Source organism: Kriegella aquimaris, from assembly GCF_900103215.1.
Classification (GTDB): Bacteria; Bacteroidota; Bacteroidia; order Flavobacteriales; family Flavobacteriaceae; genus Kriegella; species Kriegella aquimaris.
Genome location: NZ_FNGV01000010.1, coordinates 138,082 through 150,471, shown reverse-complemented (window position 1 = coordinate 150,471; position 12,390 = coordinate 138,082). Strand labels below are relative to the sequence as shown.

Below are 12,390 nucleotides of genomic sequence, written 5' to 3'. Positions count from 1 at the left end.
AATTGCATAAAATTTGTTTGGTCAAAACATAAGATATCAAGACCCAAATGCAAGAAAATGATGTTAACATTTTGTTATTTCGGGACGTAAGTGCAACTATAGCTTTTTAGAAAAAAGCCCTTTTACCTAATAATTCTGTGGGAAGTACGAAGAACATTCTCCCTTACACCCACATAATAGGTGCTACACTGCAAAAACGGAGATATCTGCGCCAGTCGATTACTGGGCTTGGGTAGTGTTTTACTCAATGGGCCAATTATACCATTTCAAGCGTAAGAGTTGCTTGATTTCCGATTTGGAAAAGCGTTTGCGAATCAAAACCGCAAGATTGCCATCTTCTACGGCATAAGGCGCAATATCTTTTGGGGCACACTGCGCTGGCAATAATAGCACCACCTCTATATACAGCAAGGCTAAAAGATTGATCTGAAATCGTGCTTTAATTCCCGCATACGCTCTTTTCTTATAACATCCATTTCCTTTTGAAAAAAGAGGGATAACCGCTGACCGCCATATCGTGGGGCAATGGCATCATCAGCCATAAAAGTCAAAAAGAATTCAATGGGTCCATAGGTCCTTGGGGATGTAAAGGTGCGTACCGCCCATAAGGTCAATTTTCGAACCCAATGGGGAAGGTGAATAATGTTTATGGGTTTGCCGCAGGCCAATAATGCCATTTGACCAATCTCGTTATGCGTCAAAATATCAGGTCCCCCTACTGCAATTTCTGTCTCTCCGCCTTCAATCGCATCAACGCAAACGACCGCGAGATCTTTGCCATGGACGGGGTTGATCTTTTGGCTTCCGTTACCGAATAAATAGACCCTGCCTTTCTCGGCCATTTTTAAAAAATCGCGCATATCGGAAAAGAATCCATTCGGGCGTATCACCGTATACTCCAATCCTGAATGCTTCAAAGCATCGACAAAAGCTTCCTTTGCCTCCAGCATTTTAAGATTGCGATGTAAAGGGCCATTGATTACCGATACATAGATAAACTTTTTGATTCCTGCTTTCTTGGCTTCTTCCAACAAGTTTATATTCGCCTGATAATCAACATCCATATAACTCAACCCATCTTTTTGACGTGTAATACCTACAATCGAAATAACCACGGACACATTCTCAAAAAGCCCCTTTAAGGTTTCAGCACGGGTAACCTCTGCTTGTATAACCTTAACGTTCTCGGAAGCTAGATCAGCTCCCTTTTCCACATTTCTCACAATTAATTCGGCAGGAATACTTCTGACAATCAATTCCTTCGTGATAAAACCTCCCAAATAGCCTGTTGCTCCTGCCAATAAGACGGTTCCATTATCCCTCATTACTCTTCTTTTTTATTTTTGATAGTTTTTTTATGTGTGACAGCACTTGAATCATGAAGACCACATGCTTTTTTTGGTAAGCGGTTTGGTTAAATGTCCCTGTGAGATAGACATCCATTTCAGGGCAGTAGTACATAAAAGCGCCCGATGAGCCCGAATGGCCGATAAGCGTATATTTATACAGTACAGGATATAATTTCTTTAACTCGAATTTGCGCAGACCATAGCCGTATTTTAAACCAAACGATTCGTTCGTCCATTTTTGCATTTGTCGCAAGCTACTTTTAGAAAGTAGTACGCCTTCTTTCAAACCCTTATGGAATTTAAGCAAGTCGTTTGATGTGGTCACCAATCCGCCGCCGCCCCAATCGGCACTTAAACTTTTGAAATGACCGACTTCAATGTCATCTGCATAAAATTCCGCTAAGGCACCTGTGGTCGCATCGATAGGTTTTGAATGAAGGTTCATATAGGTATGTTCCATGCTTAAGGGTTCAATTATTTTTTCAAAAAGCACTTCGTGGAGCCTTTTGCCCGTCAGTTCTTCAATCAATAGCCCCAACAACACATATTCGGTATCGGAATAGTGATAGCCTTTCCCGGGAGGGAAATGAGGTGTTAATTTCGATTTGGCAAAATCGATTGTTTCTTTCGGTGTCCAAATTCTATCGGTATCGGCGAACAGCAATTCCATAAAAGTAGGACCGCTTGTCGGGGCATCCTCAAAATAATCGGGAATACCCGAGGTATGTTGTAACAAATGCTTGATGCGCACTTCCCTTGAATAGTCGACACCCTGATAGGTATGTATTCCATTTAAAATATCGGAAGACAGGTATTCTGCCAATCGGTCGTCTACATTCAACTTGCCTATTTCTTGCAACTGCATAATCAAAGTTGCTGTAAACGTTTTGGCAATGCTTGTTGAGAGAAACGGATTTTTTACGCTTACGGGAGTACCGTCGTTAAAGTTTCCCCCGAAATAGTTCCATTCTATATCCAGTTTGCCGGAATATACGGTGAGAAAGGCATTGTGTACATTTTTACGCTGTACCTCCTTTTTGAACAAGGAATCTACTTTTTTCTTGGTCTGGTCCATTTGTTGGCCATACGACAAACTGCTGCCAAATAGTGTAAAGAGCATAATGATGACATATTTATAATTCATGATACTGTAATTCAATAAATGCGTTTTTTCGAATTGATGCATTGCACAACTAGTTGTTTCGCCGTCCAAGTTTTTCAATCTTATGCAGCCAATCATTCCTGAATTTATCGGTCGATAACCGTATAGGGCCGATAGCCGTAATTTTTACTTTTTTAACCCCGACAAATTGTAAGGTCAGTTTCTTCATGGCCTTATGGCTCGGACTACCATACACCCATTTGTAATACCATGTAGGCTGATCCATCGTACATATCAATCGGGCTGTTTTTCCCGTAAGGTATTTATCCCACCAGACAGAACCTTTCCGTTTTTTAAAGGCGAAGCCAGGGAGAAAAACCCGATCGATAAAACCTTTCATCACTGCCGGAACCGAACCCCACCAAACGGGATAGACCCAGACCAAGTGTTCGGCCCATTTTATTTTTTCTTGCGCATCAAGCAAGTCGGGTTCGAGCTCTGTTCTTTTTCTATAACCATATTTAAGGTTCGGATCGAATTGTAGTTCCGCTATTTTCAGCTCTTTTACGGCAGCCCCAGATTGAATAGCACCGATTTTATACGCCTCTGCGATACCATGATTAAAACTTTCTTTATCGGGATGCCCATTAATGATCAGAATTTTTTTCATCGGTGTATGTATTTGGTTAGCGGTTTGTGGCAAAATCGGTGCTTTTGGTTATCACAATCTAAAATACTGCTTTAAAATCTTTCTGCTCGAATCAGTTAGTTTCTAAAAACTGTGCTACTCCTTTGGCTACTTTCTCCTTAACCTTGGCAAAGTTTTCATACTTGCATCTAGCGGTTGTTTATTAGAATCTACAATGCTACCCAAAATACCAGATTATTAGCAATGAGGTCTCGAAAGGGCGGTTAAAAAACAAATTATTTAAAAAAATTCAAAAAAACCAAGGGTATCATAATTTTGGTTACGTCGTATTAATATAATCCGAGTTATGATTCCGAAGAATATTGAAAATTATATCGTCAAATACCTCACGAAAACGGCTACCGCCGAAGAACTTGAGGAATTGGAGGCATGGATAAAGGATCCATCGAACAAATTGCTTTTTGAAGACTACGTTCGGCATCACTATACCGTAAATATGGCCCTAAACAATTCGGATAGTGGCCCTACTAAAGCATATTTGACCCGTGAGATAAGAAGGAACAACTCCTTTTTACGCAGGTTCAATTCCCGCAACCTGTTAAAATACGCGGCGGCAGCGGTACTCTTGGTGGCATTGGGGTATCTCTTTGTTGAAGACTCGACCAATCAACAACCGAAAATTGTAATCGATAAGAATCAAATTACACTTGAACTAGACAATGGGCATATTGAAGTTATAAGTGAAGATGGGCAACGAAAAATAATAGATAGTGAGGGAAACGAAGTCGGTTCACAGCAAGGCAATCAGCTGAGTTATAAAGAAAGTAAGGAACAGGCAACTCCCCAGTATAACCAACTGAACATTCCAAATGGCAAGCAGTTCGAATTGGCCCTGTCCGATGGCACTATAGTCACACTTAATTCCGGTTCTTCGATAAAATATCCTGTGCAGTTCGTATCGGATCAGAGCAGGGAGGTAACCCTAATCGGAGAAGCCTACTTTAAAGTAGCAAAAGACACCAACAACCCATTCATCGTCAACGTGAATGATTTAAAAGTACGTGTTCTGGGAACCGAATTCAACCTTTCGGCCTATCCCGAAGATAGTGACATCACTACCGTTTTAGTAGAAGGGTTGGTCGGTTTGTATAATCAAAGTACTTATGACCAACAAACGGCGACCCTAATAGAACCAGGTTCAAAGGGGGTATATAATCAATCTAAGGGTGATTTTTCAGTCAACGAAGTCGATACGAACCTCTATACCAGTTGGAAAAACGGAAGGTTTGTTTTCAGACATGAGCAGTTCAAAAATATTATCAAGAAACTAGAGCGCGCCTACAATATCACCATTATTAACAACAACAAAGAACTGGGCGAGCAGTATTACAATGCCAGTTTTGATATGGAGGAAGAAATGGAGCAAATTTTCATCTCTTTTACTAAGAGTTATTCTTTTACATATACCATTGACCAGAATAAAATTACGATAAACTAAACCGGAAAAAGCGTATGAAATAAACCAAAAAAACCCAGAAAAAAAACTCACAAAAAAACTGAAAGATGCGCGAACATCTTTCAGCAACTCAAAAGTGAGGAAATTAATACCCACTAATAATCAATACAAAAATATGAAAATCCATCTCAAAATTGGGAGTAGGCTGATATGTCCTCCAGAATTTAGTTTAAAAATGAAATTAACCACATTCTTGCTGTTCATTGCCCTATTCAATATAAGGGCCAATAATTATGCGCAGGGTACACGAATAACATTAGACCTGAAAGAAGTAACCGTTGAGGCGGTACTGAATGAAATTGAATTAAATACCGAATTCAAATTTCTGTACAACATTAAAGATGTTGACATCAACAGAATAGTTACGGTGAAGGTTAAGAATGAAAAAATTGAAAAGATACTGCACAGCATTTTCACCAAAGAATCGTACGAAGTATCGGGGAAACATATAATTATAAGGTCTAAAAAAGAAAGACTGCCCGAAAAAATTCCTGAGAAAGCCGCAGCTCCACAAGTAATCGAAGTGTCAGGTACCGTAAAAGATACCGACGGCGAGATTCTACCCGGGGTGAATATCATTATAAAGGGGACGAACAAAGGCATTGTTTCCGATTTCGATGGTAATTTCACCATCGAAGTACCAAATACGATGGCCGTTCTTATCTTCTCATATATAGGAATGGAAACCAAAGAAATATTGGTTGGTAACCAGACAGTTTTAAATGTCGCCCTAGTACCGTCTGCCCAAAAAATGGATGAAGTGGTAGTCACCGCTTTGGGTATGAAAAGGGAAAAAAGAGCCCTGGGCTATTCGGTCGGAGAAGTTGATAGTGAAAAAATGAACTTGGTACCCCAAGAAAATGCGTTGGCCGGTTTGTCGAGTAAGGTTTCAGGGTTAGACGTTCGAAGATCGGGTAACGACTTAAATGCCGAAACCCATGTTTATATCAGGGGTAGAACATCCTTGGCCGGAAATGATGAACCTTTGGTTGTTGTTGATGGCTCTCCCGTTGGAAGCACTGCCGTTTTAAATGATATCAGTGCCGTGAACATCAAAAGTGTTTCGATACTAAAAGGGGCAAGTGCCGCTGCACTTTATGGTTCAAGAGCTGGTAACGGCGTAATTCTCGTTACCACTAAATCCGGAGAGGGCGTTAAAAAGGGAATTGGAGTTTCTTTTACCACCAGCTCAACACTCAATACACCCTATAAATATTTTGAAACTCAGAATAGATTTACCAACGGGCAAAGAGGTATTTTCGATGAAGCCACTTGGCAGCATTGGTACGGGCCTGAAGAAGGCGGCTCTGCGGTACAGTGGAACAGCAATGGAGAGGCAGTACCTTTAAAATTTTACCAGAACCCTCAGAAAGATTATTTTAGGACTGGATTTACCGTAATAAATGATGCTAGTATTAGCGGAAATTATGATAAGGGGAACTTTCGCCTTGCAATATCCCATATGAAGGGAGAGGGCTATTCGCCAGGTACGGAACTTGAAAAGCTTGGTTTCCGTCTGAACACATCTTATAAAATAACCGATAAGGTAACCGTTTCTACAAATATCAATTTCTCAAACCCTAATTCGGACCAAAACCCAATTAGATATCTCAATGGGGACAATCAATATTTTGATTTATTTAATATTGCGCCCCATATCAATATCAATGATCTAAAGGGAGATTATTGGGAATCACCGAACGTTGCCCAACGAAAGGTAACGGAGGGTTACAATAACCCCTGGTTTTCCGCCAATGAACGAATAAATAAATTTGACAAACTCAGTGGCTTTGGAAACATTAAACTGGACTGGGAAATTACCTCAAATTTTAACGCCATGGCCCGTGTTGCCTATAGCGGTAATACTAATAAGGAGGAAACTTTAAAACCATGGTCTTTTCAAGGATTTGGTGGCGGCACCACAAAACCTTTTGGGGCCTATAACCTTGACAACAGCAATTCTAGGGAGACTAATGTGGATGTTTTATTTTCCTATGATAAAAAAATTGGAGATTTCCGTATCTCTCCTTCCGTAGGTGGAAATATAATGAAGAGCAATATCTCTACGTATAATTCCGGAGGGGACAATTTGGTGCTTCCAGGGCTGTTTACACTTTCCAATGTAACAAGAGGAGGACTCGATTACAGAAGTGGTTCTTATAAAAAGGCGGTTTACAGTGTTTATGGAATGGCCACAATGAGCTATAAAAACATGCTTTTTCTAGACTTAACTGCACGTAACGATTGGTCTAGTACCCTTCCTAAGGAGAACAGCTCTTACTTTTACCCTTCCGTTTCCGGTAGTGTTCTAGTCTCTGAAATGTTACCAATGCCATCATGGGTCTCGTTATTTAAACTACGTTCTGGATGGGCTCAGGTAGGTAAGGATACCGAGCCTTATTTGATCAACCCTACTTTGTCGCAAGGGTTTTGGGGTGATGATTTCACCTATTCACTTCCGAGTAGTATGCCAAATACCAAGCTAAAACCAGAGATAGCTACTTCCTATGAAGTGGGCGCGGACCTAGGATTTTTCAAAGGTAGATTAGGACTGGAGGCTACCTATTACAAAACTCAAAACAAAAACCAAATTTTAAATGTTAACGTCTCTCCACTTACTGGGTATACCAGCACGACCATTAATGCAGGAAACGTTGAAAATTACGGATTTGAATTTGGGTTGAATATGGTACCCATAAAATCTGAGGATTTTGAATGGAACATGAACGTTAATTTCACCACACAGGAAAGTAAACTTGTAGAATTGGTTGACGGTATTGACCTTGTAAGATTTGGTGGAGGAACAGATGGTGGTGCTCATACAAAAGTAGGAGGGGTTATTGGAGACATGTACTCCCCTTATATAAAAAAGGTAGAGGAAGGTGAGTATGCGGGATGGAATCTATTGGATTCCAATGGCAGATGGGATGTAGATAGAACTCGGGAAAATCAGATTAAGGTCGGAAACTTCAACAATGATTTCGCCGTTGGTTTAAACACCTCTATTCGCTATAAAAACCTAACCCTTTCTGCAAGTTTCGACTGGAGACAGGGTGGAGATTTCTACTCCGAATCTATGAAGCGTATGGCGCGTTCTGGAAAAATCGAGGACTGGAAAAATGGGGTTAGCTCAAGTACCTATTCTGGTATCCTAGATGCTAATTCTTATTCAGATAGGGCAGCTTTAGCCAATGAAATCAAATCAAATCCTATTTACAGGGACAACGATGTCTGGGTCGGTGGACGAAATGAAGAATTGGGCGGATTCGAATTTAACGGTAATTACAACGGTGCTTTTTTCCCTGGGGTAATAGACAACGGTGACGGCACCTATACCGAGAATTTCGGAGATGCCGGAACACAGTTATTCGACGCCTACAGGGTGGTAGAATCAAGTGGTAGCTTTTGGAGAACGGGTTATGCCTTTATGTACGATGCATCCTTTATTAAGTTAAGGGACATTACCATGACTTACGAATTTTCCCCTGATGTAGCCAAGTTTGTTGCGGCTGATAATATAGCTTTATCCTTATTTGCTAAAAACATTATGCTTTGGACCGCAGCTGGAATCGGAATCGACCCTGAGCTAGCTTATGACCAAGGAGCCCAAGGGTTTGAAGAATGGAATGTAGCCCCATGGACTGCTCCCATAGGCCTTAGACTAAATATAAGTTTCTAAAAAAATATAAGATGACTGAAATAAAGAAAAATATAATTGCATTGTTACTGCCAATGGTAGTACTTTTTGTTACGTCGTGCTCCGAATCATTGGAGGAAATCAATGTTAGCCCCAATAGTTTACCGGATACCGAGATCGATATAAAATTTGTGCTGACCGGTATTTTAGCACAATCTGCAACGATGACGTCTGAGGTTAATATTGGTGCGGCTGAAATTACGGCAACGACCCAATACTTGCAACGTGACTTTACGAGTTACGACCGATTTAATTTCAACTGGCAAGCTTCGAGCTATGCCGCCTATTACGAACCTCTTAAAGATAGTCAGTATATCTACGATCGCGCTGAGGCCGAAAAAACAGGAAATATTAAGAATTACTACCAAGGGGTTGCCCTTATCATGAAATCTTATTGGTATGGGTTCTTAACGTCTGCTTTTGGAGATTTACCCTATACGAATGCCCTCCAAGCAGAAAATGGAGGAGATGATTTTTTTAAACCCGTATATGATGATCAACTATCCATTTTTAAGGGAATATTAAGCGATCTCGAACAAGCAAATACCCTTCTAAAAGGTACTGGGGTCATACAAGAAGTTGGGGATGCAGACCTTATATATAACGGGGATGCCTTAAAGTGGCGTAAATTTGCGAATTCGTTGCGCCTTAGATATTACATGCGTTTATCAGAAAAGGGAGGTATTGATATCAATCCTGCCCAAGAGATTGCTACTATTATTGGCAATAGTGCGGAATATCCAATTTTAGTTGATAATGGTGACAATGCGTCCATCGCATTCGTTGGCACAAATAGTGACAACAGTTGGTACGGAGGCCCCTTAAGAAGTAGTAACCGCTCTGAATTTTATCGTAGAAAACCCTCAGCTACCATTGTAGATGACTTGACTGCCTTGGGCGATCCAAGACTAACTACATGGGTAAGACCAGTAGATGTTCAAATTTTTGAGGGAGCCACAAATGAAATTGTACAGGAAGATGGCGTGTTAAAACGATATACCACTGAAGATATAGACGCAAGGAATAACGATGCGAATAAGGAGAATGATGTAAATACCTCTCTTTTCGTTGGTTTGCCAGTTGCCCTGACGGATCCGAACCAATTTCACAAATTTGCAGATGATCTCAATGTCAATGAAGTGGTTGCAAGCTTAGATGAAAGCATCTATCTGGCCGCAGCATCAAACCCCCATGCCTCATATCTAACCGAAATGTATGCCGAAAATGCCAATCCGATGGTAAAGGCAGTGTTAATGAATGCTGCAGAGGTAAGCTTTATTCTAGCTGAGGCAAGTGTCCGAGGTTGGGTAGCTAGCAACGCATTGGATCATTACAGCAATGGAATTCAATTGTCATTAGCGCAATACGGAATTTCAGATGGTGATGCATCCGCAGTGTACGATAAAGAGAACAACACCCTTATTCCTTTTAATCAAGGGGTGTATATGGCACAGGTGCAACAAATTTTTAATGATGCTGCCAATAAGATGGAGCCCATTATTCACCAAAAATGGATTTCTCAATGGCTTACGCCAGAATCGTGGTTCGATTGGCGTAGAACAGGACTTCCAAATTTAAATGTCAACATCATATCAGGAACTAAAGGACAAGAGATACCGGTTAGGTTTTATTACGATGACCCCTTTAATGAAGAGAATATGTTGCAAGCCATTAGTAAACTTCAGCCTGCTGAAAATGATCAGTGGTCTAAAATGTGGCTACTACAATAAGCTAGTATTATAGATAAACTTATCTCCAAGCTTGGACGCGAAAGGTGTTCGGGCTTGGAGATTTTTTTATGCCATATAACAGACCTAACGCTTTAAATAGTGATAGTGTTCAATTATTTTTTGCTTTAACTCCGGGTGTTATCGACGGATCAGTGAATGAAACAGCAGCACCAAGTTTGAAGTTTTAACTTTGGCTTTGGTATTTTTCCTAATTATGGTGTAGGCATTTGAGATATGACCTTCTACCGACTTTATAGAAATATTTAAATGTTCCGCAATTTCAAGATTGGTCAGACCTTCCTGCTTGCTCAATAAAAAGACCTGTTTGCACTTCTTGGGCAAACGTTCCACCTCCTTTTTGATTACAGCAATCTTATTTTCTACTAGTTTGTTGTTGCCATCATCCGTGGCCACCGTATGTAGAGCATCCCAATATACTTGGTTCAAGACAGAAGTTGATTGATCTTTTCGAAGACCGTCGACAAACTCGTTGTAAACCGACCTATACAAAAAACCCTTAAGCGACTTCTTAATATTCAAACTTTGTCGTAGTTCCCATATGCGCAAGAATACATTCTGAACAATATCTTGTGAAACGGCATAATCGTCTGTCAAACTATAAGCATATACCAGAAGTTTTTTATAATATGTTTCTACCAACAGTAAATACGCCTCCTCGTCACCTTCAATAAGTCTTTCTAATAAAATGGAGGCCTTTTGGTTGGTATCGGTCATTATCGGGAACTTGTTCTTTCTAGGCATAAAAAATTACTGCAAGGAACTTAAAACCATCATATTTACTGTTACTTCATCATTATCTCATTGTTACCATTTCAACAGCACAGATATATCTAACTGAGAGGTAGAGTGAAATCCTTTAAACAGATGGCCACTATGAAGTGGTCCTTAAATTTATAAAAATATATTTTAATCAAAGTAACTACTTCATTTTTTTGGATATAATAAAAATTTCCCACACAATTTATGATTTATGAATTGTAGGAATACACTACTGCACGAAACGAATACCTTAAACTCGCTGTTTTTTGAAGTACAATTACCACTTAAGAACTTGCATTTTATCACAAATGCAAAATTTTCGAACGCCTGTGTTTTAGCCGCTCCTCTATTGGCCGAAAGAGCTCCTATTTTCTTATAATAGTGTACAACTCAAAATTGGCCTCTTTACCTCTTAAGGCTGTTTCGCCTAACGATCTGGATTGTAATTCAGGATCGAGCTGCAAGCTTTGCACGAGTTTGTCAGAAACTAAAAGATCTACTTGATACGCATTGCATAGTTCCTGAATTCTGGCAGTGGTATTTAAAACATCGCCCGTAAAAATGATTTCCTTTTTAAGAACACCTATTTCACCCGTCGTGACTTTACCAAAGTGTAGCCCCGCCTTAAAAGTCGGGGTGATCCCAAAAGTCAAAGTATACCAAGCCTCGCGTTTCTTGAGACTGTCTTTCATAGCAAAAAAGCATTTGACGCAGTTGTTATTCGAAATACCGTCTTCATATTTCCATGAAATAACAATTTCATCCCCAACATACTGATAGACTTCCCCGGAATACCGAATGATGGCATCCGAGAAATCGGAATAATACTCCTTGAGCAATTCAAAATATTTAATGTGTCCCAATCGCTCAGCGATGGTGGTCGAAGATTTCATGTCCAAGAACATAAATATTCTTTTTTCCTCAGTCGGGGTGTGGTATTTTCCGGTAAAGAAATTCATCAACACCCCATGCCCTAAATTTTCACTGATTTCCGCATAAAATAGACTTAAAAACAAACTGAACGCCACGGAAACCAAGGTGCTCAAGAAATCGATGCTAATCAAAAAGTTAGAAAATTTGTTCAGAACAATGGTATCGAATGGCGATTTGTGCAGTTCTATACTCGCCGCAATTGGGTAGATTACGATAATAATCACGATTAAAAAGAGAGTGTAGAAGCCTACTTTATATAAAATTTTCTGCGAAAAACTATTTTTGCCGAAAAGTTTGCCCAACCATAAAACTTCGATTGCCCCGACAAGTAACCCAATACAAGTAACGGCAATACTCGCAAAGACAAAAACCTCAAAGGTCACAGAAATCGCGGAGGTAGGATTTAAATTTCGATTTAGGGTTGCGGCTTCTTGTACAAACAAAAGGATCCAACCGACAAAAAGCCAAATCACCCCGAAGGGAATGATTCGCGAGATGTTTCGTTTGCTTTTTGGAGTAAGCCTTAACATTTATTTGATAGGATTAGTCTATACTAAAATAAGTCCTTTTTTTCAAGAAATGCGCTGAATGGATTCTAACAAATAATTGTATTTTTAAAGTTCATATTCCCAAT

At 39.9% G+C, this 12,390-nt stretch carries 9 protein-coding genes; 3 read left to right on the top strand and 6 right to left on the bottom strand.

Annotation, left to right across the window (positions count from 1 at the left end):
• Positions 1-240 precede the first annotated feature (240 nt).
• From BLS33_RS24905 to BLS33_RS17640, 4 genes are read right to left on the bottom strand one after another with little or no spacing between them, the layout of a single operon-like run.
• Positions 241-411, bottom strand: a complete 171-nt coding sequence (locus BLS33_RS24905; protein WP_176801433.1) for an LbetaH domain-containing protein — start codon at positions 409-411, stop codon at positions 241-243.
• Between the two features lie 2 nt (positions 412-413).
• Positions 414-1,325, bottom strand: coding sequence for an SDR family oxidoreductase (locus BLS33_RS17650; RefSeq protein WP_089892633.1), 912 nt, complete (start codon positions 1,323-1,325; stop codon positions 414-416).
• Positions 1,315-2,493, bottom strand: a complete 1,179-nt coding sequence (locus tag BLS33_RS17645; RefSeq protein ID WP_176801432.1) for a serine hydrolase domain-containing protein — start codon at positions 2,491-2,493, stop codon at positions 1,315-1,317. The genes BLS33_RS17650 and BLS33_RS17645 overlap by 11 nt, the downstream gene beginning before the upstream one ends.
• Positions 2,494-2,542: 49 nt before the next feature.
• Positions 2,543-3,121 (bottom strand): NAD(P)H-dependent oxidoreductase, encoded by a 579-nt coding sequence (locus BLS33_RS17640; protein ID WP_089892627.1) that lies wholly within the window; start codon positions 3,119-3,121, stop codon positions 2,543-2,545.
• A gap of 325 nt (positions 3,122-3,446) precedes the next feature.
• On the opposite strand from BLS33_RS17640, the gene BLS33_RS17635 reads away from it, so the two are divergent.
• The 3 genes from BLS33_RS17635 (at position 3,447) to BLS33_RS17625 (ending at position 10,043) form a co-directional block, all read left to right on the top strand.
• A complete protein-coding gene (locus tag BLS33_RS17635) occupies positions 3,447-4,598 on the top strand; it encodes a FecR family protein (protein ID WP_089892624.1) in 1,152 nt (383 codons plus the stop codon).
• 193 nt (positions 4,599-4,791) lie between these two features.
• Positions 4,792-8,295 carry a SusC/RagA family TonB-linked outer membrane protein gene (locus BLS33_RS17630; RefSeq protein WP_176801431.1) on the top strand — a complete coding sequence of 1,168 codons (3,504 nt, stop codon included), beginning with the start codon at positions 4,792-4,794 and terminating at the stop codon, positions 8,293-8,295.
• A gap of 11 nt (positions 8,296-8,306) precedes the next feature.
• Positions 8,307-10,043 carry a SusD/RagB family nutrient-binding outer membrane lipoprotein gene (locus BLS33_RS17625; RefSeq protein ID WP_089892618.1) on the top strand — a complete coding sequence of 579 codons (1,737 nt, stop codon included), beginning with the start codon at positions 8,307-8,309 and terminating at the stop codon, positions 10,041-10,043.
• A 138-nt stretch (positions 10,044-10,181) separates the two neighbouring features.
• On the opposite strand, the gene BLS33_RS17620 is transcribed toward BLS33_RS17625, so the two are convergent.
• Both BLS33_RS17620 and BLS33_RS17615 read right to left on the bottom strand, forming a co-directional pair.
• A complete protein-coding gene (locus BLS33_RS17620; protein ID WP_176801430.1) occupies positions 10,182-10,778 on the bottom strand; it encodes an RNA polymerase sigma factor in 597 nt (198 codons plus the stop codon).
• A gap of 410 nt (positions 10,779-11,188) precedes the next feature.
• Entirely contained in the window at positions 11,189-12,286 is a 1,098-nt protein-coding gene (locus BLS33_RS17615; RefSeq protein WP_176801429.1) for an adenylate/guanylate cyclase domain-containing protein, read from the bottom strand.
• Between the last annotated feature and the right edge of the window lie 104 nt (positions 12,287-12,390).

Excerpts from the sequence above, each read along its gene's own strand:
- BLS33_RS17650 (WP_089892633.1), bottom strand. The coding sequence starts at position 1,325 with ATGAGGGATAATGGAACCGTCTTATTGGCAGGAGCAACAGGCTATTTG.
- BLS33_RS17645 (WP_176801432.1), bottom strand. The coding sequence starts at position 2,493 with ATGAATTATAAATATGTCATCATTATGCTCTTTACACTATTTGGCAGC.
- BLS33_RS17640 (WP_089892627.1), bottom strand. The coding sequence starts at position 3,121 with ATGAAAAAAATTCTGATCATTAATGGGCATCCCGATAAAGAAAGTTTT.
- BLS33_RS17635 (WP_089892624.1), top strand. The coding sequence starts at position 3,447 with ATGATTCCGAAGAATATTGAAAATTATATCGTCAAATACCTCACGAAA.
- BLS33_RS17630 (WP_176801431.1), top strand. The coding sequence starts at position 4,792 with ATGAAATTAACCACATTCTTGCTGTTCATTGCCCTATTCAATATAAGG.
- BLS33_RS17625 (WP_089892618.1), top strand. The coding sequence starts at position 8,307 with ATGACTGAAATAAAGAAAAATATAATTGCATTGTTACTGCCAATGGTA.
- BLS33_RS17620 (WP_176801430.1), bottom strand. The coding sequence starts at position 10,778 with ATGACCGATACCAACCAAAAGGCCTCCATTTTATTAGAAAGACTTATT.
- BLS33_RS17615 (WP_176801429.1), bottom strand. The coding sequence starts at position 12,286 with ATGTTAAGGCTTACTCCAAAAAGCAAACGAAACATCTCGCGAATCATT.